This window comes from Arthrobacter sp. MMS18-M83 (genome assembly GCF_026683955.1).
In the GTDB taxonomy this organism is placed as follows: Bacteria; Actinomycetota; Actinomycetes; order Actinomycetales; family Micrococcaceae; genus Arthrobacter.
On sequence record NZ_CP113343.1, the window covers coordinates 1114563 to 1138546 of the forward strand.

At 64.0% G+C, this 23984-nt stretch carries 21 protein-coding genes and 1 pseudogene; 3 read left to right on the top strand and 19 right to left on the bottom strand.

Features of this window, described 5'->3' with window-relative positions; all coding sequences use genetic code 11:
• Positions 1-46: 46 nt before the first annotated feature.
• From OW521_RS05335 to OW521_RS05420, 18 genes and pseudogenes are all read right to left on the bottom strand, one after another.
• Positions 47-1711, bottom strand: a complete 1665-nt coding sequence (locus tag OW521_RS05335) for a sugar ABC transporter substrate-binding protein (protein ID WP_268023558.1) — start codon at positions 1709-1711, stop codon at positions 47-49.
• Positions 1712-1780: 69 nt separating this feature from the next.
• On the bottom strand, positions 1781-2722 hold the full coding sequence (locus OW521_RS05340) for a carbohydrate ABC transporter permease (protein ID WP_268023559.1): 942 nt from the start codon (positions 2720-2722) through the stop codon (positions 1781-1783).
• 46 nt (positions 2723-2768) lie between these two features.
• Complete coding sequence (locus tag OW521_RS05345) at positions 2769-3806, bottom strand: ABC transporter permease (RefSeq protein ID WP_268023560.1); 1038 nt, start codon at positions 3804-3806, stop codon at positions 2769-2771.
• 319 nt (positions 3807-4125) lie between these two features.
• On the bottom strand, positions 4126-4725 hold the full coding sequence (locus tag OW521_RS05350; RefSeq protein WP_268023562.1) for a hypothetical protein: 600 nt from the start codon (positions 4723-4725) through the stop codon (positions 4126-4128).
• Positions 4726-4912: 187 nt separating this feature from the next.
• On the bottom strand, positions 4913-6421 hold the full coding sequence (gene gatB / locus OW521_RS05355) for an Asp-tRNA(Asn)/Glu-tRNA(Gln) amidotransferase subunit GatB (protein ID WP_268023564.1): 1509 nt from the start codon (positions 6419-6421) through the stop codon (positions 4913-4915).
• The gene (gene gatA, locus OW521_RS05360) at positions 6421-7977 is read right to left on the bottom strand and encodes an Asp-tRNA(Asn)/Glu-tRNA(Gln) amidotransferase subunit GatA (RefSeq protein WP_268023566.1); all 1557 of its coding nucleotides are present in this window, start codon (positions 7975-7977) and stop codon (positions 6421-6423) included. The genes gatB and gatA overlap by 1 nt, the downstream gene beginning before the upstream one ends.
• Before the next feature lie 4 nt (positions 7978-7981).
• The gene (gene gatC / locus OW521_RS05365; protein ID WP_078105822.1) at positions 7982-8278 is read right to left on the bottom strand and encodes an Asp-tRNA(Asn)/Glu-tRNA(Gln) amidotransferase subunit GatC; all 297 of its coding nucleotides are present in this window, start codon (positions 8276-8278) and stop codon (positions 7982-7984) included.
• A 136-nt stretch (positions 8279-8414) separates the two neighbouring features.
• Positions 8415-8965 (bottom strand): annotated as a pseudogene (locus OW521_RS05370) (SLC13 family permease); the annotation flags it as partial.
• A 113-nt stretch (positions 8966-9078) separates the two neighbouring features.
• Entirely contained in the window at positions 9079-9459 is a 381-nt protein-coding gene (locus OW521_RS05375; protein WP_268023570.1) for a RidA family protein, read from the bottom strand.
• A gap of 57 nt (positions 9460-9516) precedes the next feature.
• Positions 9517-10029 carry a GNAT family N-acetyltransferase gene (locus tag OW521_RS05380; RefSeq protein WP_268023572.1) on the bottom strand — a complete coding sequence of 171 codons (513 nt, stop codon included), beginning with the start codon at positions 10027-10029 and terminating at the stop codon, positions 9517-9519.
• Positions 10030-10256: 227 nt separating this feature from the next.
• Entirely contained in the window at positions 10257-11084 is an 828-nt protein-coding gene (locus tag OW521_RS05385; protein WP_268023574.1) for an inositol monophosphatase family protein, read from the bottom strand.
• Positions 11081-13369, bottom strand: a complete 2289-nt coding sequence (gene ligA, locus OW521_RS05390) for an NAD-dependent DNA ligase LigA (protein WP_268023575.1) — start codon at positions 13367-13369, stop codon at positions 11081-11083. The genes OW521_RS05385 and ligA overlap by 4 nt, the downstream gene beginning before the upstream one ends.
• Before the next feature lie 57 nt (positions 13370-13426).
• The gene (locus tag OW521_RS05395) at positions 13427-14050 is read right to left on the bottom strand and encodes a hypothetical protein (protein WP_268023577.1); all 624 of its coding nucleotides are present in this window, start codon (positions 14048-14050) and stop codon (positions 13427-13429) included.
• Between the two features lie 142 nt (positions 14051-14192).
• Positions 14193-14951, bottom strand: coding sequence for a PP2C family protein-serine/threonine phosphatase (locus OW521_RS05400; RefSeq protein ID WP_442781215.1), 759 nt, complete (start codon positions 14949-14951; stop codon positions 14193-14195).
• A gap of 103 nt (positions 14952-15054) precedes the next feature.
• Complete coding sequence (locus tag OW521_RS05405) at positions 15055-16218, bottom strand: adenylate/guanylate cyclase domain-containing protein (protein WP_268023578.1); 1164 nt, start codon at positions 16216-16218, stop codon at positions 15055-15057.
• Positions 16208-16822, bottom strand: coding sequence for a PH domain-containing protein (locus tag OW521_RS05410; RefSeq protein ID WP_268023580.1), 615 nt, complete (start codon positions 16820-16822; stop codon positions 16208-16210). Before OW521_RS05410 ends, OW521_RS05405 begins: the two co-directional genes overlap by 11 nt.
• Complete coding sequence (locus tag OW521_RS05415) at positions 16815-17723, bottom strand: biotin--[acetyl-CoA-carboxylase] ligase (RefSeq protein WP_268023582.1); 909 nt, start codon at positions 17721-17723, stop codon at positions 16815-16817. The genes OW521_RS05410 and OW521_RS05415 overlap by 8 nt, the downstream gene beginning before the upstream one ends.
• Before the next feature lie 47 nt (positions 17724-17770).
• On the bottom strand, positions 17771-18670 hold the full coding sequence (locus OW521_RS05420) for an SDR family oxidoreductase (RefSeq protein ID WP_268023583.1): 900 nt from the start codon (positions 18668-18670) through the stop codon (positions 17771-17773).
• A 211-nt stretch (positions 18671-18881) separates the two neighbouring features.
• On the opposite strand from OW521_RS05420, the gene OW521_RS05425 reads away from it, so the two are divergent.
• Positions 18882-20465, top strand: a complete 1584-nt coding sequence (locus tag OW521_RS05425; protein ID WP_268023584.1) for an acyl-CoA carboxylase subunit beta — start codon at positions 18882-18884, stop codon at positions 20463-20465.
• Positions 20462-20704, top strand: coding sequence for an acyl-CoA carboxylase epsilon subunit (locus tag OW521_RS05430; RefSeq protein ID WP_268023586.1), 243 nt, complete (start codon positions 20462-20464; stop codon positions 20702-20704). Before OW521_RS05425 ends, OW521_RS05430 begins: the two co-directional genes overlap by 4 nt.
• A 109-nt stretch (positions 20705-20813) precedes the next feature.
• Here OW521_RS05430 and OW521_RS05435 read toward each other — a convergent pair whose 3' ends face one another.
• Complete coding sequence (locus tag OW521_RS05435) at positions 20814-22091, bottom strand: DDE-type integrase/transposase/recombinase (RefSeq protein ID WP_268023588.1); 1278 nt, start codon at positions 22089-22091, stop codon at positions 20814-20816.
• 202 nt (positions 22092-22293) lie between these two features.
• On the opposite strand from OW521_RS05435, the gene OW521_RS05440 reads away from it, so the two are divergent.
• Complete coding sequence (locus tag OW521_RS05440; RefSeq protein WP_268023589.1) at positions 22294-23979, top strand: DUF885 domain-containing protein; 1686 nt, start codon at positions 22294-22296, stop codon at positions 23977-23979.
• Positions 23980-23984 lie beyond the last annotated feature (5 nt).

A 23984-nucleotide genomic window follows, 5' to 3' on the forward strand; every position in this document is an offset into this window, starting at 1 on the left:
CACGTGTGCCGCCACCGCTGGCGATCATTCTAGAAGTGTGGCCCCGTCAGGCGCCGAAGACCGGGACGTCGGACGGCAATGCCGCCTGGTACTCGTCCCGGATCTTGTCGCCGCCGTCGGACTTCCAGCGCTTCAGCGCGTCCTTCAATTCGTCCATCTTGGCGCGTCCGGTGATGATGTCCACCACCTTGTCCCGGAATGGCGCCTGGATTTTCGCCCCGACCTTGGAGTTGGTGTCCGAGTAGGTGCCGTTGGTCGGATTGCGCCACGCCAGGTCCAGGAGTTTCTGCTCCTGCTGGATGATGTACTTGGTGTCCTCGTCGAAGCCCGGGTTGAAGATGACGTTTTCGGGGCTCGACATGATGTTCAACGCCGAGGCAAGTCCGGGGATGTTGGTATTTCCGGACTCGGTCATCTGCGGGCTGCCCTTCTGGTCCAGGGTGTAGTCCTTGCCGAGCTCGCCGTAGTTCTTCTGCATGTACTCGACGGTGCCGAACGGGGCGGACAAGTAGTTGATCAGGGACAGCAGTTCGCGGATCTTGCTTTCGTCTGCCTTCTTGAATGGCGTGAATCCGACCGTGCCATAGCCCATGTCGTACGTCGGCTTGGCTTTTCCGTCCGCGCTGAACGGCACCAGGATGTCGAACTTCGCCGTTTCGCTCAGGGCCCGGTACTGGCGCATGCCGTGCGGACCGACGATGACCTGTGCGCCGACTGTGCCGTTGACCACCCGGTTGCGGATGTCCGTGGCTTTCGTGTCCGGGTAGAAGACTCCAGCGGCAAACATCTTCGCGGTGAACTCGACGCCGGCCGCGTAGGCATCCGTTTCATACAGATGCTTCAGGGTCCGGTCCTTGCCCACGGCCCAACCGTTCGGGGCGCCGAACCACTCGGCGACCATGTGCAGGGCATTGATGTACGCCGGTTCAAGGGCGTAACGCTGCTCCCCCGGACGCGTGATTTCCTTGGCTTTCGCCAGGAACTCCTCCGCATTGCCGGCGTTGAATCCGCCTACTTTGTCCCAGGTTGCGTGGTTGCCGAGGTAGACCTGGCCGAAGGGAGTGCTCGGGATCGGAGCACCCCAGATCTTGCCGTTCACGACGGCGGTCTTCCAGGAGTCCGGCTTGAGCGCCGCGAGGTTGGGGTACTCAAGCACCGCATCGCCGGAGAGGTGCTTGGTGAGGTCCTGGAACTTGGCTTCGAGCATCGGACCGACATTGGGGATTCCCTGGTTCGGCGGAACCCACATCATGTCCGGGAGATCGTTGCTGGCCAGGACGGTGGCGAACTTGGCGGGGTAGCCGTCACCGATGTCCTCGGCAATCTGCAGCTCCAGGTCTCCGCCGAGCTTGGCATTGAGGCGTTGCCAGAAGGCGTTGTCCCTCATGCCCGGGCTCATCGTGTCGAAGGTCTCCGTCAGGCCGGTGACCTTGCCCTTGAGCGGGGCGGAGGTGACGGATTGCACCGGTGTGGGGAGCTTGAAGTAGGCGGACTGCAAGCCCTTGGCGTTGCCAGGGAGGTCCGGGGTCAGGCCGGTGAACTCCTTGTACGTCGGCAGTTTGACGGAAGCAGAGGCAGCGGCGCCCCCGTTTCCGGCCCCGCCGGCTCCCCCGCCACAAGCGGCGAGCCCAACGGTAGCGACGCTCAACCCGGCGAGGCCGAGGAATCCGCGCCGGCTGACGCCGGAAGTGCCTGGGATGGTACTGGTCATGGCAGAACCCTTTCTGAGGTGGTGTGGGTGGTGCAGTGTGGTGGTTTGGCTGGCGCCAGGCTCGCGGCGCTAGCCCTTGACCGCGCCGGTAATGACGCCCTTGGCGAAGTGCTTCTGCAGGAACGGGTAGACCATGAGGATGGGGACCAGTGCCACCACCACTACGGCCATCTGGATGGATTGTGGTGGCGGCGCTGTGGTGATTCCCAGCTGGTCCGCGGCGCCGCTGCCCTGCACGACGAAGTTGCGCAGGAGCAACTGGATAGGCCACTTGCTGTGATCGTTGATGTAGAGCAGCGCGTTGAAGAATGAGTTCCAGAAACCCACCGCATAGAACAGCCCGACGACGGCGATCACGGCTTTGGACAGCGGCATCACGATGCGCCACAGGATCTGCCAGTCGGTGGCGCCGTCGATCCGCGCACTCTCGATCAGTTCACCGGGGATGTTCATGAAGAAGGACCTCATGACCACGAAGTTGAAGGCCCCGAAAATGCCGGGCAGAATCAGCGACCACAAGGAATCCAAGAGGTTCAGCTGGCGGATCATCAGGAACGATGGGATGAGCCCGGGGGCAAAAAGCAGCGTAAACAGCACCGCGAGGATCACCGGCCGGCCAAACAGCACGGTTCGGCTGGTGGCGTAGGCCATGGTGATGGTGACGAAAAGCGCCAGGACCGTGCCAATGGCGGTGACAAACAGGGACACCCCGAGTGACTGGATGACCATGGGGCCCTTGAAGATGGTGACGTAGGCGTCCAGGGTTGGCCGCTCAGGCCAGAGGACGAATCCACCCGCCCGCATTAGCTGATCGTTGTCCGCCAAGGAGGTGGACACGACCAACAGAATGGGCGTCAGGATGGAGACGCTGAAGACAATCAGGACCAGCGCCTTGATGGTTTGGTAGAGGGGCGAAGGCCGCTCTTTCCAGACGGGCCGCTTGGGGTTGTAGCTCAGTTCCTTGACCTTGCGGGCGGCAAGGGTCTTTGTGGCGGTCAGTGTGGTTGCCATAGTGTTCTCCTCGTGCGAAATCCGGACCAGCGGGGAATAGCCCGGGCTAGCCCGCGCGCTTTGCAAAAATTCCGTCTTCGCCGAAGCGGTGGGCAAGCTTGTTGGCGGCATAGATCAGCAGGGCGCTGACCACTCCCTTGGCGAGTCCGGCGGCAGCGCCGGAACTCCATCCGCCGCCGATGACGCCGGTGTAATACGTGAAGGTGTCCAGGACTTCCGCGGCTCCGGCCCCGACTGCGTCGCGTTGCAGGATGAACTGTTCGAAGCCCACCGAAAGGATGTCGCCGATCCGCAAGATGAGCAGCAGGACTATGACAGGACGGAGCCCTGGGAGCGTGATGTGCCACATGCGCCGCCAACGGCCTGCGCCGTCGGCCGCTGCCGCTTCATACAGCGAGGCATCGATGCTGGCGAGAGCGGCCAGGAAGATGATCATGGCCCAACCGGCGTCCTTCCAGATCATCTGAGCGACCACCAGGACAGGGAAAGACTCGGGGTTGGTCATGAATGGCACGGCTTCCATGCCGAACTGCCGCAAGGTGTTGTTCACAAACCCCGCGCCGCCGAGCATCTGCTGGAAGAAGGCGATGACCAGCACCCAGGACAGGAAGTGCGGCAGGTAGGCGATGCTCTGGAATACCTTCCGCACCCGGGCGCTCACCAGCGAGTCCACGATCAACGCCAACACCAGGGGCACCGGGAACAGGAAGACCAGTTGCCAGACGGCCAGGTAGAGGGTGTTCCAGAAGGCGTGGACGAAGTCCGGGTTGCCGAACAGATCAACGAAGTTCTGCAAACCTACCCAGAGGCTGTCGCCTATACCGAGGTAGGGCTGGTAGTCCTGGAACGCGATCACGTTGCCCAGGATGGGAACGTAGAAGAACAACAGCAGGAACGCGATGCCCGGGAGCATCATCAGGAGCATCTGCTTGTCGCGGCGCAGGCGGGACCTGAAAGACTGCGCCGTAGGAACGGGAGGCTTGTTCCGATTCAGCCTGTCTCTGCCCAGCCGCTTCCCTTCGGCATGGGCCGGGACGCGGTCTGCCTCCGGCAGGGCCGGGGCTTCTTCCGTCGTCGAGTTCATGCGTTCTCCTCGTGTCTTGGTGGCGCGTGGTGGGTTCGCTGGGAACCGGGGCAACGTTTTGGATGGCCATGTGATGGCGACCACGCTCGTTAACCGTTTAACAAACCATAAGTGACGCCCATCTCTTTTGCAAGATCATGATTGAAACTTGACCGGAAGATCAGATTTCGTCATAAGACGCGAGAATTGCGGACACGGCCGCGTGCGCGACAGAACCAAGAGCAAGCGTCCCAGCGGGACTCTGCTCCCGGCGTCGTCGTGGAAAAGTTGCTTCAGATTTGGCGCGCACGCATGGTGGAGTGCTCGCGGCGGCCGCTTCCTAGACGCTGCCTCCGTAGCCCAGCCGACGTCCGCCGCCATCAAGCATCGCCGGCACGGTACCTGCAATGATGCGGTTGGCGGTCACTGTGGTGCCGCTCTTCGTACCGGAGACTGCAACGGTGTCGCCCGCTTTCAGGTCAGTAGCCTTGATGGTCTGAAGGGATGGCCTCCGGCCTTGCGTACCCGTTCCTGCCGCAGGGAACTTGACGATGCTTGTTGACGATGTGATCGCGTAGCTCTGCGTGAAGCCGTCATCGCTCTTCACGGAAATGTTCGAATCGCTGACCGACTGCACGGTGCCACGCTGCGTCACCATGGTCGTGAACGTGCCGTCCTTGTTCTTGACGGTGAACTCACCGTGGATGTCCGGGCCTGCGAAGCTGCGCGGCAGGACGGGAAAATGCTTGGCGTTACCGGGCGGCGTTGTGGCGGGCGGCGTTGTTCCGGGCGAAGCCGTGCTAGTAGGCGTCGCGCTCAACACGTACGTAGGGATGATCTGGCCGGCAGCCCAGACTGCGGCCACACCACCGCCGCTCAGTACGACGGCGATGCCGCCGGCGATGAGGGCCTTACGAAGGCCCGGAGTCATGGTGGACATGGCCGAATCCTTTCTCCGCTCCTCCCCGAACCGGTAAGGAGCGGGCCGCAAAGAACTGATGACTCCATAATGTGCCTTTAAGCTGTGTGCCTGCTGTGGATCCAGACACAACTAGGTCGCAGTTGTTGTCGTTTTGAAAGCGCATAACGACATTAACTGCGACCTAGTTGGGTGAGGCGCGTGTGCGCTAGCCTTCGACGCCGAGCCTCTCCAGGATCAGCTCGCGCACGCGGGCGGCGTCGGCCTGACCGCGAGTGGCCTTCATGACCCCGCCGACGATCGCGCCGATGGCCTGAAGCTTGCCGCCGCGGATCTTCTCTGCGACGTCGGGCTGGGCCGCCAGTGCGGCGTCGATCGCTTCCAGCAGGGGGCCGTCGTCGGACACGACGGCGAGGCCGCGCTTCTCGACGATCTCGGCCGGAGTGCCCTCGCCGGCGAGGACGCCGTCGAGCACTTGGGAAGCCATCTTGTTGTTGATCTTGCCGCTCTCGACGAGCTTGTTGAGCTCGACGATGGTCTGGGAGGTGACGCCGAGCTCGGAGGGATCGACGTCGGCCGTCTTGGCACGTCCGACGATCTCGCCCATCCACCACTTGCGGGCCACTGAGGCGCTGGCCCCGGCCGCGATGGTTTCCTCGATGGAGTCCATGACGCCGGCGTTCACGACATCGCGGAACTCGAGGTCCGAATAGCCCCAGTCAGCCTGGAGCCGCTTGCGGCGGGCCGCGGGCGGTTCGGGCAGCGTGGCGCGGAGTTCTTCCACCCATTCACGGGACGCGAGGACCGGAACGAGGTCCGGCTCAGGGAAGTAGCGGTAATCGTCGGCGTCGGACTTTGCCCGGCCCGACGTCGTCGTGCGCGTGTCCTCGTGCCAGTGGCGCGTTTCCTGGATGACCGGCTCGCCGGAGTCCAGGACGGCGGCGTGGCGCTGGATTTCGTAACGGACAGCGTGCTCGACGGCGCGCAGCGAGTTCACGTTCTTCGTCTCCGAACGGATGCCGAACCGTTCGCGGCCGTGCGGGCGCAGCGAAACGTTGGCGTCGCAACGGACGTTGCCGCGTTCCATCTTGGCGTCGGAAACCCCGAGGTTCTTCACGATCTCGCGGACAGCGGCGACGTACGCCTTGGCGAGCTCGGGTGCACGGCTGCCCGCGCCCTCGATCGGCTTGGTAACGATTTCCACGAGCGGAACACCGGAACGGTTGTAGTCCACCAGCGAGTAGTCGGCACCCTGGATGCGGCCCGTGGCGCCACCCATGTGGGTGAGCTTGCCGGCGTCTTCCTCCATGTGCGCGCGCTCGATCTCGACGCGGAACACGGTGCCGTCCGAGAGCTCGATGTCCAGGTAGCCGTCGTACGCGATGGGCTCGTCGTACTGGGACGTCTGGAAGTTCTTGGGAGTGTCCGGGTAGAAGTAGTTCTTCCGGGCGAAGCGGCAGTACTCGGCGATCTTGCAGTTCAGGGCAAGGCCGATCTTGATGGAAGATTCCACTGCCGTCTTGTTCAGCACAGGCAGGACGCCGGGCATGCCAAGGTCAACCTCGTTGACGTTGGTGTTCGGCTCGTCGCCGAAGACGTTGGGTGCGGAGGAGAACATCTTGGTCTTGGTGTTGAGCTCCACGTGGACCTCGAAGCCAAGGACGGGATCGTACTTCTCCATGGCCTCTTCGAAGCTGAGGATGGCGTCGGTAGACATCAGTTGGAACCTCCGGCGATGGTGGAGCGGGAACCGAGAACGGGGGCGCGGTCCAGCAGCGGGCCACCCCACTTCTCTTCGAGCAAGGATTCAAGGACGGCACCCACGCGGTACAGGCGGGCATCCTCGCGGGCAGGAGCCAACAGTTGGATGCCTACGGGCAGTCCGTCTTCGTCAGCCAGGCCGCCCGGCAGGGACAAGCCCGGGATACCGGCCATGTTCGCCGGGATGGTAGCGACGTCATTGAGGTACATGGCGAGCGGATCGTCCAGCTTCTCCCCCAGCTTGAAGGCCGTGGTGGGAGCCGTAGGCGAAATCAGGACGTCCGCCTGGGCGAACGCAGCGTCGAAGTCGCGCTGGATGAGCGTGCGGACCTTCTGGGCCGAGCCGTAGTAGGCGTCGTAGTAGCCGGCGCTCAGGGCGTAGGTGCCCAGGATGATGCGGCGCTTGACCTCATCGCCGAATCCGGCGGCGCGGGTAGCCGCCATGACGCGTTCGATCGTCATCGGGCCGTCCTTGGGCAGGACCCGCAGACCGTAGCGGACGCCGTCGAACTTGGCCAGGTTGCTGGAGACCTCGGACGGCATGATCAGGTAGTAGGCGCCCAGCGCGTACTTGAAGTTGGGGCAGGAAACCTCCACGATTTCCGCGCCGGCCTCCTTGAGCAGCTCAAGGGACTCGTTGAAACGGGTCTCGACGCCGGCCTGGTAGCCCTCGCCGTGGAGTTCCTTGATGATGCCGATCTTCATGCCCGTGACATTGCCGGTCTTCGCCGCGGCAACAAGGGTGTCGAAAGGATCCGTCAGCGAGGTCGAGTCGAAGGGATCGTGCCCGCCGATGACTTCCTGCAGGAGGGCCGAGTCCAGCACGGTCCGCGAAACGGGGCCGATCTGGTCAAGCGACGACGCCATGGCGATAGCGCCGTAGCGGGAAACCGCGCCGTACGTGGGCTTCATGCCAACCGTGCCGGTGACGGCGCCTGGTTGGCGGATGGATCCACCAGTGTCCGTACCGAGGGCCAGCGGAGCTTCGAAAGCCGCGACGGCGGCAGCGGAGCCACCGCCCGAGCCACCGGGAATGCGGTCCAGGTCCCAAGGGTTGCGGGTGGGGCCGTACGCCGAGTGTTCCGTGGAGGAACCCATGGCGAATTCGTCCAGGTTGGTCTTACCCAGAATGGGCATCTTCGCTGCGCGCAGCTTCTTGATGACGGTGGCGTCGTAGGGGCTGTGCCATCCCTCGAGGATCTTGGAGCCGGCCGTGGTGGGCTGCCCGATCGTCACAATAAGGTCCTTGACGGCGATGGGTACGCCGGCGAGTTCGTGCAGCGCTTCAGCCTCGGCACCGCCGGCGGCGCGGATCGCGTCAACCTCGGCGGCGACGGCGAGCGCTTCTTCACTGTTGACGTGCAGGAAGGCGTTGACCTGCCCGTCAACGTCGGCGATGCGGTCCAGGTAGGCCTGTGTGACCTCGACGGACGTGACCTCGCGCGCGGCCAACTTGGCGGCCAGTTGCGCTGCGGACAGGCGGATGAGTTCGGTGTTGTTCAATTCAGCCATTCGCTTAGTCCTCATCCAGGATTGCCGGAACCTTGAAGCGGCCCTCGAAGGAATCCGGAGCCCCGGACAGCGCCTGCTCAGCGGTAAACGTGTGGCCCACAACGTCCTCACGGAACACATTGCTCAACGGAATCGGGTGGGACGTAGCCGGGACATCGTCTCCGGCCGCTTCGCTGACGGACTTCACCGAATCCACGATGACGGCAAGCTCGCCGGCCATCCTGTCCAGCTCTTCGGCACTCATTTCAATGTGAGCCAGACGCGCAAGATGCGCGACGTCGTCACGGTTGATCGCAGCCATGGATCTCCCCTGCAAAGTTCAAATGGTTTTCCGGACTAGTCTACGTGGGTTGGAGGACGAACAACGCGGGGTCACTTACGGCCCATCTGGAGGTCCGGAATGGGCCGTAAGTGACCCCGCGTTGCTGATTGGTGTCTTACCCGATGCCGATTGCTCCTGTCAGCATGCCTACTGCGAGCATGACGATCGAGATGACCGCTGTGCGCCACAGGACCTTTTGTGGTGGTCTCCGAGTTCCACCTTGGCCAGGGAGACGAGAAGCAGGATCGCGGGGACCAGGGGGCTCTGCAGGTGGAAGGGCTGGCCGGTAATGGAGGCCCGCGCCATTTCTGCGCCGCTGATGCCATAGTGCGCGGCGGTTTCGCTCAGGACCGGGAGGACGCCGAAGTAGAAGGCGTCGTTGCTCGTGAAGAACGTCATCGGAATGCTGAGCAGGCCCGTGATGACGGCCACAAAGGGACCCATCTCGGCGGGGATGATATGGACCAGCCACGCGGACATTTCCTTGACCATGCCGGTGCCGTTGAGGACACCGGTCAGAACAGCTGCGGCCATGACCATGCTGACCACGGCGACAATGGACGGTGCGTGGGCCACCAGCTGCGCGCCTTGTTCCTTGACCTTGGGGAAGTTCACCAACAGGGCGATGGCCGAACCCACCATGAAGACGTACGGCAACGGCACCACAGGCCGCCCGGAACATCGCTGCGGCGTCCCCGCGCGAACCTCACCCAAGTAGCTCGCAGTAGATGCCGTTACGAGGCGTCATAACGGCATCTACTGCGAGTCAGTTGGGCTTCTTAGGCGCTCTTCTGGGCTACGAGTTCGATTTCAACCAGCATTTCCGGGTCGAGGAACGGCAGGACGTGGACCAGGGAGAGTGTGGGACGGATCTCGCCGAAGACCTCGCCGTGAGCGCGGCCTGCTTCTTCCCACTTGCTGATGTCCGTCAGGTACAGCTTGGACTGTACGACATCCTCGTATGAGAACCCTGCGTCGGCCAGGACCGCACCCAGCTTCTCGAGGATGTATTTGGTCTGCGAGTAGAAATCATCGCCCACGATGCCATCAGGCCCGGACGCCGCCGTGGCCGAAATAAAGAGGGTATTGTCCACCTGGACCGCACGTGAGTATCCGAGGGTCTGTTCCCAGACCGAACCCGTGCCGAATGTCTTGCGCATGCCGCGCCTTTCTCAGTTTCCGCACCCGGCCCGATAGCCGGGGTTTACGAGGAAACTTTATGGCTGGCGGACATCCTGCCGGTAAACGAACAGCTTTATGTCGGTCCCGGGCACGAACCAGTCGCGTTCGGGCTCGCGCTCGAAACCGGTCTTGGCGTAAAGGGCGTTAGCGCTTTCCCAAGTGGCGCCCGTAGTGAGGGAAACGGCTTTGATGCCTTCCATGGACCGTGCCTGTTCAACAACTGCCTGCACAAGTGCCCGTCCCGCTCCGGAGCGCTGCATTTCGGGGTCAACCACCAAAGTACGCATTTCGAGTTCGTCCGGGAACCCGATGTCCGAAAAGTCGCCGCCTGCCTTGGCCGAGGTGACAGAGCCGATAACTTGGCCGTCGCGCTCGGCGACGAAAACATCCGCGTGCCGGGCACGGCCGTCCACATCGCGGAGCTTCTGCAGATACGGGTGGTCCGGGCTGCCGTAGTAGCCGGCTGTCACGTAGGAGGCCATCGTGATGCGGGCTACGGCGTCGTAGTCTTCTGGCAGGGCGGGACGGACGGTAATCTGCGAATGCACTGATCCATGGTAGTCGCGTCCGAGGTGCCACGGGTGCCAAAGCGGCGTTTCCGTGACGGAACTATCACCCGAGGACCTCAGTTCCGGTTGCGGCACCTGCCCCCGGACGCCCCTGCAGATATGCACCCCGAGCCCCCGGCGCTCGCTCAGATACATGTGAAGGAGCGTTCAGGAAAAACCCCACATAAGTGAAGGAGCGTCGAGGAAAAGCTCGCCAGGACCCGGAGCTACAGCGGGAACTTGCCCGAGAGTTCCAAGGTTCCAGCGCAGGTCCAGGCTTCCAATCGGTCGGCGTCCGTGGGTCCGCCGTCCAGCGGGCTGGTCAACCGGGGGCGGCGGACCCAGCAACCGGCTTCCTCGGCAATCAGGGCACCCGCCGCGTAGTCGTGTTCGTTGAGCCCGCGTTCTCCGAAGGCATCGTGGGTTCCATCGGCCACGAGGCAGAGATCCAGCGCGGCGGAGCCCAGCCGGCGGAGATCGACGAAACCTTCCATGAGGGTCCCGAGTCCGGCGAACTGCTCGGCCCTCGTGACGGGATCGTAGCTGAACCCGGATGCCACGATCAGCCCGGTCCGGCCCAGCAACGGCCCGCTCAGCTGGGTGCGCTGGCCATTTTCCTCAAGCCACGCTCCGTGGCCGCGTGCGGCCGAGTAAATGCGTCCCAGTGCCGGGGCGTTGACTACCCCGGCCAGCCACACGCCGTCGGCATCCGCAACGGCCACGGACGTTGCGTAGTAGACGATGTTCCGGATGAAGTTGGTGGTGCCGTCCAGGGGGTCGATGGACCATCGGTAGCCACTGGGCTGCTCGGGCCGGGTGGTCCCGTGCTCTTCGCCCGTGATGGCGTCGTGCGGGCGGGCCGCGGTAATGGCGCCCCGCACTGCGTTCTCTGCTGCGACGTCGAAGGCGGTCACCCAGTCGCCGGCGTCACCCTTGTTGACGACGCCGAGACTCCCGGCCGAGTTGCCGCCGGCCGGCCGGCGGGCAAGCACCTCTGCTCCTGCCTCAGCTGCTGCGCGTGCGACGGCGAGAAGCTCCAAAACGTCGGCCGTCATTCGGAAGCTTCCGTGTCCGACGCGGACGCCAATTCGGCTACGGCGGCATTTTCCATCGCGGCAAGGGCTGAATCTTCTGCGTCTTCATCATCTGTCTCCCCGCCGCCGGCAGGTTCCAGCACGCCGTCGAGCAATGCCCTGAAGCCGTCCTCGTCGAGTATACGGATGCCGAGCTGTTCGGCCTTGTCCAGCTTGGAGCCGGCGTTCTCGCCCGCAACCACGTAGCTGGTGTTCTTGGATACCGAACCGGCGGCCTTGCCGCCCCTGATGATGATGGCTTCCTTGGCTTCGTCGCGGCTTAGCGTGGGCAGCGATCCCGTCACCACGATGGTGAGGCCTTCCAGGTTCCGCTGGATGCCGGCGTCGCGTTCGTCAACCATGCGGACCCCGGCGGCTGCCCAGCTGTCAACGATTTCCTGGTGCCAGTCCACGGCAAACCATTCCTTGAGTGCCGCGGCAATGGTGGGGCCGACACCGTCAACGTTGGCCAACTCCTCTTCGGAAGCGGCCCGGATGGCTTCCATGCTCCCAAGGGCCGTAGCCAGCGCCCGCGACGCCGTGGGGCCCACATGCCGGATGGACAGGGCAACCAGGACGCGCCAGAGGGGTTGGGTCTTGGCTTTCTCGAGTTCCTTGAACAGCTTGTCCGTGGTGGCCGTGGGTTTTGAGGGGGTCTTCGCGGTGGCCTTGGAGTAGAAATACGGCACCAATTCGAAGGTTCCCGTACCTACACCCTTGGAGCGCTTCTCCCGGTGGATCCGTACCTCGGCGAGGTCCTCCGCCTTGAGGCTGAACAAGGCCGCCTCGCTACGAAGGGGCGGGGTTTCCGGCTCCGCGGGCTGGGTGAGCGCGATGGCTGCTTCCCACCCCAAAGCCTCGATGTCGAAGGCGCCGCGGCTCGCCACATGGAAAACACGCTCGCGCAGCTGTGATGGGCAGGACTTGGCGTTGGGGCAGCGGATGTCCACGTCCCCTTCCTTGGACGGAGCCAAGGGCGTGTGGCAGGACGGGCATTCAGTCGGCATCACGAACTCGCGCACGGGAGGATCCTGCTGATCGCGCAGCGCAAGGACCGGACCGACAATCTCAGGAATAACATCGCCGGCCTTGCGAAGCACCACGATGTCGCCGATCATGACTCCCTTGGCCTTGACCACATCCTGGTTGTGCAGGGTGGCCATCTCCACGGTGGAGCCGGCAACCTTGACCGGCACCATCACTCCGTAGGGCGTCACGCGGCCAGTGCGGCCAACGTTGACCTGGATGTCCAGCAGCTTGGTGTGGACTTCCTCCGGCGGGTATTTGTAGGCCACGGCCCAACGAGGCACGCGGGAGGTGTAGCCGAGGGCACGCTGCGTGGCGAAGTCGTCGATCTTGACCACGATGCCGTCGATCTCGTGCAGGAGGTCGTGCCGATGTTCACCGAAGTGCTTGATGAAGTCCAGGACCTCCTCGAAGGAGTCCAGGACCTTCAGGTACGGGCTGACCGGCAGGCCCCACTCTTCCAGCAGCTTGTACGTTTCAGACTGGCTGGTGGAGTCGAGGCCTTCGCGCGCGCCGATGCCGTGGACAAACATCCGCAACGGACGCTTGGCTGTTTCTGCGGGGTCCTTCTGCCGCAACGAACCGGCCGCGGCATTGCGGGGGTTGGCCAGCGGCGCCTTGCCGGCCTCGATCAGGGCCGCGTTGAACTCCGCGAAAGCCTTGGACGGAATAAAGACTTCCCCGCGGATTTCCACCTCGGAGGGATATCCGCTGCCGCTGAGCTGGCGCGGGATCTCCTTGATGGTCAGCACGTTGTGGGTGATGTCCTCGCCGGTGGTGCCGTCTCCGCGCGTGGCGGCACGAACCAGTTTGCCGTCGCGGTAGAGCAGGTTCACCGCCAGGCCGTCGATCTTCAGCTCGGTCAGCCACGCAATGCGGGAAACCGTTGTGCCCAGCTTCTCGACCGACGCCTCGGCCTTGCGGACCCACGCCTCGAGCTCGTCCAGCGAGAAGACATCCTCCAGGCTGTACATCCTCTGGAGGTGCTCGACGGCGGCGAACGCGGCCGACACTTCGCCGCCCACTTCCTGCGTGGGGGAATCGTTGGAAACGAGCTCGGGGTGCAGTGCCTCGAGTTCCTCAAGGCGGCGGTACAGGGAATCGAACTCGGCATCCGAGACCGTCGGCGCGTCTTCTTGGTAGTACGCGTAACGGTACTTGCGGACGAGGTCTGCGAGGTTTTCGTACTCTTCCCGCACGGATTCGGCCGGAACTGCGGTTTCGCTCTCTGCTGTGCTCACGTACCTATCTTGCCGTAAAGCCGCGACAAAATAAGGCCGCTGGACGACAAGCAGGAATCAGTGCGAGAACCGGTTCCGGCTCCACAGAGCGAACGCTATGCCGCCTGCCGCCACCAAAACCACACCGCCCATGATGGCAATGACGCCGAACATGTCCGAACCCGGACCCTTGGCGCCACTGACCGCAGCCGCCGGAGTGGCCTTGAGTCCCTCCTGGACAGGAGTATCCCAATTGGACGACGCCGACGGCGAGGCGCTGCCCGTCGTCGGGCTTGCCGATGGGGTCGCCGAGTTGGAAGCTGCTGGGGCCTCCGACGGCGCGACGCTGGGTGCCGGTTCGACGGTCACCTGCGTCATGGGAGCCGGCGCGGGGGCGGATTCGGCGGGTACGGGTGCCACCGGAGCGGGCTGCGCCGGGGCGACGACGGGTGGCTTGGAGGGCGCGGGATCCACCACTTTCGGCTGCGTCGGCGTGGGCTCAGTTGGTACAGGTGCCGGCGCCGGGGACGTGGGGGAAACTCGTCCCTGGCCGGGAGCGACGACGGTCTCGGCGTGGGCCGAAAGCAATGGGAAAGCGCACATCACCATGGCCATGGCAATGCCCGCGAGGACGACGGAAAACGGGCGTCGCACAGCGGCACGGGGCGCGCCGCCAGAGTGCGCGGAGGAGCGTTGGGTCATGTTTACCTCTGCAGGACGGCGCAGGCCGCCCGGAGTTGGGGTGGTATTGACGGGAATCTTCCTACAAAGTCCGGGCGTGTCGCAAATTCCGCCCCCAAAAGCGTTGCCGGCATGAGCGATTACCTGCGCCTCCGGCGTCGTTCTATGTAATCCTGGCGTCCACCACGATCACGGTGACGTTGTCCCGTCCGCCGCTGCGCAACGCCTCCTGGATGAGGGCATCCACCGCCTCCTGCGGCTGCCCCACGGTGCTCAGGATCCGGAACATATGGTCGTCGCTTAGCTCCCCGGTGAGTCCGTCCGAGCAGATTAGCATCCGGTCCCCTTCCTGGACGGGCAGCAACCAAAAGTCCGCTTCGTTTTCGCCGCCGGTGCCGAGGGCCCGGGTCACCACATGGCGGCGCGGATGCACAGTGGCCTCTTCGCGCGTGATCCTGCCTGCGTCGACGAGTTCCTGGACTTCCGAATGGTCCACGCTGATTTGGCTGAAATCGCCCCGGCTCAAGCGATACGTCCGCGAGTCACCGATGTTCATGACCAGCCAATAGAGGACACCCAATTGCTCGGCGACGACGACTCCGGACAGCGTGGTTCCGGCCCGCCCACCCGTGGCATTGCGGATCTGGGAGTCGGCGGCAAGGATACATTCTTGCAGGGTGACGGCCGTCGCTGATCGGACGCCGGCCGCCAATTGCGGCATGCTGCCAAGAGTACGCACGCACAATGCGCTGGCAATCTCGCCTGCCTCATGCCCACCCATGCCGTCAGCCACCGCGAAGACCGGATCCACAGCAATGAGCGAGTCTTCGTTGATTTCCCGACTGAGTCCACGGTCCGTCCCGTAGCCATAGCTCAGCGTGAATCCTGGCTCAGGGGCGGTCGCTGCGGACTGTGGATTCATTCTTGTCCTCGGTGGAAGGCACGGTTAGCAAAGTGGGCTCTAGGGTGGCGGAGACGACTATGCCACGGTCCGAGAGTTAACTCCAAGGACGGTGTCCACGGGATCAGTCGAGAACCAGCCCTTTGCCAAGCCCGCGTGCAAGCCGGACCGGGAGGATTTCCCCGAAGCCGCGAACGTTTTCAGCGGTTTGGGGAACCAGGACGAAACGTTCGTCCTGGCCCAGGGCCGCCGCCGTCATCTCATCAACCAAGACCGTGCCCGGTTCCGCCAACGCGGTGAGGCGGGCTGCCAGGTTGACGGTAGGGCCGTAGATGTCGCCGAGCCTGGAAAGGATGCGTCCCCAGACCATGGCCACGCGGGCTTCCGGCAGGATTTCGTCTTCGGTGAAGGCTTGGGCGAGCGCCAAGGAGATCTCAGCGCCTGCGGTGGGCGTCTCGGCGATGTAGAGGACTTCGTCGCCGACCGTTTTCACGAGGCGTCCGCCGCCGATGGAAATAATCTCGGCGCACTTGTTCTCGAAGCGCTGGACCAACTGGGCCAGCGTCTTCTCGTTCATGCGGCGGGAGAGGCTCGTGTAGGAGACAAGGTCCGCGAAGCCCACGGCGCGCGCCAGCGGCAGCGGGGCATCGTCTTCATCGCCCTCGCGGCCCGCCTCGCTGGCCTGCAGGCCCGCTTCGGCGCGGACGGCCAAGCGCTGCACGCCGGCGTTCATTTGGCGGCGCCACGAGTACAGGAGGATCTCCTCCATGGCATCCACGAGGTTGGGCAGTTCATTGACCAACTGTTTGCGTGCAACGGCGTCGGGAATGCCTTGCTGCATCACCATGTCTTCGATCAGTGCCTCGACTTGCCACACCACCATGCGGTCAGTCATTTGGCCGATGGCACGGGTCACGGAAATGGCGGCTTCCTCGGTGAGCTTTCCGGCACGGACTAGGTCAAGAATGGTGGACAGTGCGCCGAGGTCGCGCTCAGTGAACGCTACGTCCTGGTCTCCGAAGTTGGGGAAACCCAGGGCGCGCCACAGTTTGCGGGCGGACAGCAGGGAGACACCTGCGCCGGCAGCCACTTCACGTCGCCGGAGTTTGCGTTCGCCGCCTAGCAGCCTGCTTTCAAGCGCCTTGATGGCCAGCCGCTCGGATGACAGGGCCCCGGTGGGCGGGGACACGACGGGGAGGACTCCCGTAGGTGCGGGGTCCACGGAAGGTTCGGGCACGGCGTCGGGCTCGTGGTCCATGTACTCAGGCTCCTGCTCGTCAACGCTCATCTCTTCCACCTTCTCTCACATCCCAGGGCAACGCTTCATTCGGGTAGCCGCCAGGCCCATCAAAATCGCCGGCTCCGTCACCGAACCTGACGCTCGCAGGAAGCTCGGCCATGGCTTCCAGGATGAAACTCCTGAATTTGCCGACCTCCGGGACATCCGCGAGAACGGCGTCGCCAGGGTGCCCGGTATCCAAGGATATATTCCCGGAGCGCAATATCCGTTGGAGCAGCGATTGTTTGATCCCCACGCTGCGCACCGCGGCCAGGGGCACCTGCCAGTCGCTCCGGCGAAGCATTCCAAAACGGGCAACTATCCGTCCGCTGGTCAGGATGTACCGAATGCAACGCCAGCGGATGAATGCGGGGAGGCTGTAACTGAGCAGCACGATCGCCACAATGGCCAAGCACGCGCCCTCCAGCCATGGGGTCCACTCACTTGTGATGAGGGGAAGCACCTTGCCCGGTCCACCCTTGACGATCCAGGCACACGCGAAAGCCGCCGCAGCCGGGACGAGTATGAATGCCAGGACGGGACCAAAGAGCATCCTTGGCTGCTGCCGCGTGATCACGATGACTTGCTCCCCACGCAGGAGCTCTCTACGCATAACCGCTTTCTGTAGCCCTCAGGTGGACGACGTCGCCGGCGGTCACCACGTGCTCGCGGCCGCCATGGTCCACCACCAAAAGGGAACCATACTCATCCAACCTGGACGCATACCCCACCAATTCGTGGTCGCCCGGCAGATGAGCTTTCACTTCGCGTCCCAACGTGACCATGACAGCTTCCACGCGTTTGTGCAGGGACGAGCCGCCGGCCAGTCCCGCGGTGGGATCGCCGTCGGCATTGCAGAAACTGCGGTACAGGGCTGCAAAGCGGGAAAGGTAGCTCCGGAGAAGGACTGTGCGGTCCGTGGTGATTGCGCCCTCGAGCAGGAGGGACGTCGCCGTGGGGACAGGCAATTCATCCTCACCGAGCGTCACGTTGAGGCCGGTCCCCAGGATCACGGCGGGAACCGATCCGTCCCCCATCGGCCCCATCTGGGCCAGGATGCCGGCGATCTTCTTGCCCCGGACCAGGACATCGTTGGGCCATTTGATCTCGGCGGGAAGGCCAGCCGTTTCCAGGAGTGTCTCCCGCAAGGCGAGCGCCCCCAGCAGGGAGAGCCACGAGTAGCTCTGGGTCGCGACGGGCAGGCCTTGGGCATTGACGGGACGCAGGACGATCGAAACGGAAATCGCCGAGCGGGCCGGAGACTCCCAGTGGCGGTCGAGCCTGCCCCGCCCCGCTGTCTGGTGCTCTGCGGTGAGGACTGCGAGGTCGGCCCACTCCTTGGGTTCCGTAGTGACGGCACGCAGCAGATCGGCATTGGTGGAGCCTGTGGTCTCGACAATCTTCAGTTGCGAAATACCAGCCGCCGCGAGGAAGTCAGGATGAAGCAGGGCATCGCGGTCCAGGCCCAAGCGCGGGTCACGTGGTTCGCTGCTGACAGGCTGTTCGACGTCCATAGACAGAATCCTATCCAGCCAAGCTGGTCCCGGAAGAAGATGTCCGCTCAGAGGAAGATGTCAGCCACGAGCTTCTCCTCCGGGGCACCCAGGCTGTAGGGCCTGAAGTCCGTGACCCCTGCGGCCCTCAGTACCTGTTCGTCGGTGTAGAAGTTGCCGGTCTTGCTGGTTGAACCGGCCGAGTCTGCGGTCAGGTGCGCCCCGGTGAGCACAGCATGGGCGGCGTCGGCCATGATTTCCGGGCCTCGGGCGGCTCGCACGATCTGTTCCCCGCCAGGCATGTTTCGGATGGCGGCGGTGTCAATCAGCGTGCAGGGCCACAGCGAGTTGACCGCCACGCCGTCGTTCTTGAGTTCTTCGGCGAGACCCAGCGTGGTGAGGCTCATGCCGTATTTCGCCATGGTGTACGCCAAGTGCATGCCTGCCCACTTCGGGTCGAGGTTCAGCGGCGGGGAAAGGGTCAGGATGTGGGCGTTGGTCGATTTCCGCAGGGCTGGAAGCGCCAGCTTGGACAGCAGGAAGGTGCCGCGGACGTTGATGTCCTGCATGAGGTCATAGCGCTTCATGTCAATCGCGTCAGTGCGGGAGAGGTCGATCGCCGAAGCGTTGTTGACCACGACGTCGATCCCGCCGAAGCGTTCGACGGCGGCGGCAACCGCCGCGGCAACGTCGCCGTCGTTGCGGACATCCCCGACGAGCGGCAGCGCCTGGCCACCGGCTGCTTCCAACTGCTCGGCAGCCGTGAAGACCGTGCCCTCCAGCTTGGGGTGGGGTTCTCCGGTCTTGGCCATGAGGACGATGTTGGCGCCGTCGCGGGCCGCGCGGGTGGCGATCGCCAAGCCGATGCCTCGGCTGCCGCCGGACATCAGGATGGTGCGGCCCCTCAGTGATCCACGTGCCTGGTAGGGATGGGCAGGGTTTGCAGAAGCGTCGTTGCTTGAGGTCATGAGGACACTGTAGCCCAACGATGTTACCGAAGAGTAACATAGCTTGATGCTCGACTTGAAGTCGGAAAATTGTAGGGTTTCTACAGAGGTCTGTGGCTTTTGCGTCATTAGACTAGCCAACAGGGCCCGCATTTTGTACGGATGCTACTTAAGAGCGCATGCCTAACGAAGCAGTGCCAGCGTAAATCAGCTACAGAGCCGGAGACATTTGATGAGCCACGATCTGACAACGACAGCGGGAAAGATTGCCGACTTCCGCGACCGCCAGGCCCGTGCAGAACAACCATCCGGCCCCGAAGCCATCGAAAAGCAGCATGCCCGCGGCAAGAACACAGCCCGCGAACGCATCGACATGCTCCTCGACGAGGGCTCGTTCGTAGAGTTCGATGCGTTGGCCGTACACCGCTCCACAGCTTTCGGCATGGAGAAGAAGAAGCCACTGGGTGACGGCGTCGTCTCCGGCTACGGCACCGTTGATGGCCGCTTGGTTGCCATCTACAGCCAGGAGTTCAGCGTCTACGGCGGCTCCCTCAGCCAGGTCAACGGCGAGAAGATCGTCAAGGTCCAGGAATTCGCCCTCCGCAATGGCTGCCCGATGGTGGGCATCAACGACGGCGGCGGCGCGCGCATCCAGGAAGGCGTGGCCTCGCTGGCCATGTTCGCCGACATCTTCCGGAACAACGTTCACTCCTCCGGCGTCGTCCCCCAGATTTCCCTCATCATGGGTCCGTGCGCCGGCGGTGCGGCCTACTCCCCCGCCCTCACCGACTACGTGGTGATGGTGGACAAGACCTCCCACATGTTCATCACGGGCCCGGACGTCATCAAGACCGTCACCGGGGAAGACGTGGACATGGAAACCCTCGGCGGGGCGCGCCAGCACAACGCCACTACCGGCACTTCGACTTACCTTGCCAGCGACGAAGCCGACGCGATCGAATTCGTCCGCGAACTCCTGGACTTCCTGCCGTCCAACAACCTGTCCGAGGCCCCTGTCCTGGAGCACGAGCAAGAACTAGAGCTCGACGACGACGACCTCGCCTTGGACACGCTGATCCCGGACTCAGCCAACCAGCCCTACGACATGCGCAAGGTCATCGAGCAGATCGTTGATGACGCCCATTTCCTCGAAATGCAGTCGCTCTACGCCCCCAACGTGATCATCGGCTACGGCCGCGTTGAAGGCCACACTGTCGGCATCGTCGCCAACCAGCCCATGCAGTTCGCCGGCACGCTGGACATCTCCGCTTCGGAAAAGGCCGCCCGCTTTGTCCGCCACTGCGATGCTTTCAACGTTCCCATCATCACGCTGGTGGACGTCCCCGGCTTCCTGCCGGGCAAGGACCAGGAATTCCAGGGCATCATCCGCCGCGGAGCCAAGCTGCTTTACGCCTACGCCGAAGCCACCGTGCCCAAGCTGACGGTCATCACCCGCAAGGCCTACGGCGGAGCGTACATCGTGATGGGTTCCAAGAAGCTCGGCGCCGACCTCAACCTGGCCTGGCCCACGGCACAGATCGGCGTCATGGGCGCCCAAGGTGCCGTCAACATCCTGTACCGCCGCGATCTTGCCGCGGTCGCCGAAGCCGGCGGCGACGTCGAAGGCAAGCGTGCCGAGATCATCCGCCAGTACGAGGAAGAACTCCTCAACCCCTACCAGGCAGCGGAGCTCGGCTACGTCGACGCCGTCATCGCGCCGTCGGAGACCCGCCTGCAAATCATCAAGGGCCTCCGCGCCCTTCGCGACAAGCGCGCCAGCCTGCCCACCAAAAAGCACGGAAACATCCCCCTGTGAGCGCCGAACAGAACCTTCCAGACTCCACGGACACGGCACCGGCCGAGCCCTTGCTTTCGGTGGTCAAGGGAAACCCGACGCCGGAAGAGCTCGCCGCGCTTGCCGCCGTCGTCGCCTCCCTCGAAGCGCCGGAGGAAGCCGAAACCGCACCGCCCAGCACGCGGCACTGGCTACGGCGGCAGCAACTGCGCCTGGACCCCACGCCGGGGCCGGGCGCTTGGAAGCGCAGCCGGGGCTAAGTTCTGTGGTGACCCAACTGGGTCGCAGTTAACGTCGTTTAGACGCCTTGTCATGTCTCGGGACCTCGTGGACAGTTCATGTCTCATGACCTTGTGGACGGTTGATGTCTCATGACTTCGTGGACACTTCGTCCGTGGGTGGTTTGAGGCGCGGGTAGCGTGTCCGTTTCCGGCGTGCTCCGGCGGGGTCTGCTGCGATGCCTGAGGGTTTGCCGTTGCCGACGTAGCGGGTGCCTTTGACAGGCAGGGGGTGGGTGGTGATCTCGGTGCCGCGGGTGTCGAAGAACATGATCTCGGCGTGGTCGTAAACGATGTGCACGGTGCTCCCGGCCTGGTCCTGGCCGATGTTGAACGCGGTTCCCAGCACGGTAACGCGGCCGTCGTTCCTGACGAGCCGTTGCGTGCTCTGTGCCGGTGCCGGAACGGTCATGGCGGGTTCCGGGAGGGCCGGTGCGGGTGTTTTCGGGGTCGCGTCCCAGGCTTCCTGCGGGGTCAGGGCCCCGGGCAGGGCCTGGTGTTCGCGTTCGGTGTTGTAGTAGTGGTCGAAGGCATCGATCTGGGCTTGCAGGACGGGAATCGACGGGGCCGCCGGCTGGCGGTGCAGGTACTGGTGCAGGGTGCGGTGGAAGCGTTCGTTCTTGCCCTGGGTGGTGGGTTTGCCCGGTCTGCCGGTGATCGGTTCCACCCCGTGGGATTTGAGGAACTCCACGAGTGCGCCGGTGCGTCCGCGGCGGGTCGGGTTCAGGACCGCGCCGTTGTCGGAGAGGAATTTCTCCGGCACGCCGTGGCGTTCGATGGCCAGGGCGACGACGGCGATCGCGGCCTCGCTCGTTTCCCCGGTGGCCGCCAGGGAGGCCAGGGCCAGGCGGGAGTGGTCATCGAGGAGCTGGAAGACCGCCACGGTCTTCCCGTCGGCCAGCCGCCACTCGGTCGCGTCGATCTGCCAGCACGCGTTCGGTTGCGGGTAGACGAACCGCTGGTAGGCGCTGCGGGGCTTCTTCCGCGGCTCGGGCACCACGACACCGGCCCGGTCGAAGATCCTGGCCACCGTCGCCCGGGACGGCGGGGCGAAGCCTTGCCGGGACAGCTTTGCGATTACCGACAACGGGCCGTGATCCAGCCCCTTGGCCTCAAGATCCGCCCGGGTGGCCAGGAGGAGTTCGACCATCGCCGGTGCCGTGGCTTTCGGGCTGGTCAACGGCACCGGGCGCTTGATCTCCAGGGCCTTCACCGGCCCGACGCGTCCGGCCGCCGTGCGGACCTTGTAGAACCAGGCACGCGAGACACCGTGTTCGGTGCAGAACGCGCTCACGGCACCGCGTGGCGCATCGGCCGGCCACGTAGCAACGGCATGACGGACACTGATCTTCGGGGCGGGTTTGCTCATGAACCAGAGCAAACCCGCCCCGTCTGTCTACGAGGTCCTGAGACACACTGTCCACGAAGTCATGAGACATAAGTGTCCATTAAGTCATGAGACTCCACAGTCGTTTAGACGCCTCATTACGACATTAAATGCCAGCCAGTTGGGTTGGCCGAAGAGTGCAACAACCCTTTCACAAGAGTCTTGTCGCCGTTAGGCTCTTGGGGTGACTACTGAAAACACCACTCCGGTACGTTCCCAGACCGCCATCGACGCCGTAGCTGACGCGTACACCGACACGCTTCTGGCATTGAACCCGAGCCTCGCCACCACCCTCGGCCTGCCCGGACACGAAACCGAATACCAGGATTTCTCGCCCGCGGGCGCGGCTGCATTCGCCAAGGCAGCACGCGATACCCTCGACGAACTGGCCACGCTCGAACCCACGGACGCCTCCGACGTCGTTACCCTTGACGCGATGCGCGAGCGGCTCGGCCTGGCGCTCGAGATCCACGAGACCGGCTGGGACGCCGCGGACCTCAACAACATCGAGTCCCCGGCCCAAACCATCCGCGCGATCTTCGACCTCATGCCTACCGATACTGCCGAACACTGGGAGCACATCGCGGGCCGCGCGGCCAGTGTCCCGAAAGCGATCGACGGATACATGGTGTCACTTCGTTCCGCGAGGGACGCAGGGAAGGTCTCCGCCGTCCGCCAAGTCAAGATCGTCATCGAACAAACCACCAAGTACGCGGCCGAGGACGGCTTCTTCGCCAAGCTAGCCGCCGAAGCCGCCATCGACGGCCAGCCGCTGCCCGCACAACTGCAGGAAAAGCTCGACGCCGGTGCCGCCGTCGCGCGTTCCGCTTACTTACGCCTGGCCGCCTTCCTCGAAACGGAGCTTCTCCCCTTTGCTCCTGAAAAGGACGCCGTGGGCCGCGAGCGCTATGCCCTGGCCTCACGTTCCTTCCTCGGCGCAACCGTGGACCTGGAGGAAACGTACAACTGGGGTGTGCAGGAACTCGACAGGCTCATCTCCGAACAGGAACGAGTGGCCGAGCAAATCAAGCCCGGCGCTTCCATTGAGGAGGCCAAGGCCATCCTCAACAACGATCCAGCCCGGCAGATCAAAGGCACTGATGCCCTCAAGGCCTGGATGCAGGAGCTCTCCGACCGTGCGGTGTCCGAACTGGCCGACGTCCATTTCGACATCCCGGACATCATGAAGACGCTCGAGTGCCGCATCGCGCCCACCGACGAAGGCGGCATCTACTACACCGGCCCGTCGGACGATTTCTCCCGGCCCGGCCGCATGTGGTGGTCCGTCCCCGCAGGCGAAGACACCTTCACCACCTGGGCCGAAACCACCACGGTGTTCCACGAGGGGGTGCCGGGCCACCACCTCCAGGTGGCCACCGCCGTCTACCGCCGTGAGCTCCTCAACAACTGGCGGCGCAATGTCTGCTGGGTCTCCGGACACGGCGAAGGCTGGGCCCTCTACGCCGAGAAGCTCATGCTGGAGCTCGGCTACCTCAAGGATCCGGGCGACCACATGGGCATGCTGGACATGCAGCGCATGCGTGCGGCCCGCGTCGTGTTCGATATCGGCGTCCACCTTGAGCTCCAGGTACCGGAACGTTGGGGCAGCGGCAAATGGACCTCGGAAAAGGGCTTCGAATTCCTCAAGGCCAACCTTCCCATCAGCGCGGGCCAGCTCCAGTTCGAATTCACCCGGTATCTCGGCTGGCCAGGGCAGGCTCCGTCGTACAAGGTGGGGCAGCGGCTGTGGGAGGAGATCCGGGCCGAACTCGAACGCCGCGACGGGTTCGACCTGAAGTCCTTCCACACGGAGGCGCTGAACATCGGCTCCGTTGGGCTGGATACTCTTCGCCGGGCGCTGCTGGGGTAACCTAA

What these genes read in the sequence shown, in the direction of transcription:
- gatA (WP_268023566.1), bottom strand. Translation starts at nt 7,977, where the DNA reads ATGGCTGAATTGAACAACACCGAACTCATCCGCCTGTCCGCAGCGCAA.
- OW521_RS05340 (WP_268023559.1), bottom strand. Translation starts at nt 2,722, where the DNA reads ATGGCAACCACACTGACCGCCACAAAGACCCTTGCCGCCCGCAAGGTC.
- gatC (WP_078105822.1), bottom strand. Translation starts at nt 8,278, where the DNA reads ATGGCTGCGATCAACCGTGACGACGTCGCGCATCTTGCGCGTCTGGCT.
- OW521_RS05410 (WP_268023580.1), bottom strand. Translation starts at nt 16,822, where the DNA reads ATGCGTAGAGAGCTCCTGCGTGGGGAGCAAGTCATCGTGATCACGCGG.
- OW521_RS05395 (WP_268023577.1), bottom strand. Translation starts at nt 14,050, where the DNA reads ATGACCCAACGCTCCTCCGCGCACTCTGGCGGCGCGCCCCGTGCCGCT.
- OW521_RS05345 (WP_268023560.1), bottom strand. Translation starts at nt 3,806, where the DNA reads ATGAACTCGACGACGGAAGAAGCCCCGGCCCTGCCGGAGGCAGACCGC.
- OW521_RS05425 (WP_268023584.1), top strand. Translation starts at nt 18,882, where the DNA reads ATGAGCCACGATCTGACAACGACAGCGGGAAAGATTGCCGACTTCCGC.
- OW521_RS05335 (WP_268023558.1), bottom strand. Translation starts at nt 1,711, where the DNA reads ATGACCAGTACCATCCCAGGCACTTCCGGCGTCAGCCGGCGCGGATTC.
- gatB (WP_268023564.1), bottom strand. Translation starts at nt 6,421, where the DNA reads ATGTCTACCGACGCCATCCTCAGCTTCGAAGAGGCCATGGAGAAGTAC.
- OW521_RS05375 (WP_268023570.1), bottom strand. Translation starts at nt 9,459, where the DNA reads ATGCGCAAGACATTCGGCACGGGTTCGGTCTGGGAACAGACCCTCGGA.
- OW521_RS05385 (WP_268023574.1), bottom strand. Translation starts at nt 11,084, where the DNA reads ATGACGGCCGACGTTTTGGAGCTTCTCGCCGTCGCACGCGCAGCAGCT.
- OW521_RS05435 (WP_268023588.1), bottom strand. Translation starts at nt 22,091, where the DNA reads ATGAGCAAACCCGCCCCGAAGATCAGTGTCCGTCATGCCGTTGCTACG.
- OW521_RS05400 (WP_442781215.1), bottom strand. Translation starts at nt 14,951, where the DNA reads ATGAATCCACAGTCCGCAGCGACCGCCCCTGAGCCAGGATTCACGCTG.
- OW521_RS05350 (WP_268023562.1), bottom strand. Translation starts at nt 4,725, where the DNA reads ATGTCCACCATGACTCCGGGCCTTCGTAAGGCCCTCATCGCCGGCGGC.
- OW521_RS05405 (WP_268023578.1), bottom strand. Translation starts at nt 16,218, where the DNA reads ATGAGCGTTGACGAGCAGGAGCCTGAGTACATGGACCACGAGCCCGAC.
- OW521_RS05420 (WP_268023583.1), bottom strand. Translation starts at nt 18,670, where the DNA reads ATGACCTCAAGCAACGACGCTTCTGCAAACCCTGCCCATCCCTACCAG.
- OW521_RS05415 (WP_268023582.1), bottom strand. Translation starts at nt 17,723, where the DNA reads ATGGACGTCGAACAGCCTGTCAGCAGCGAACCACGTGACCCGCGCTTG.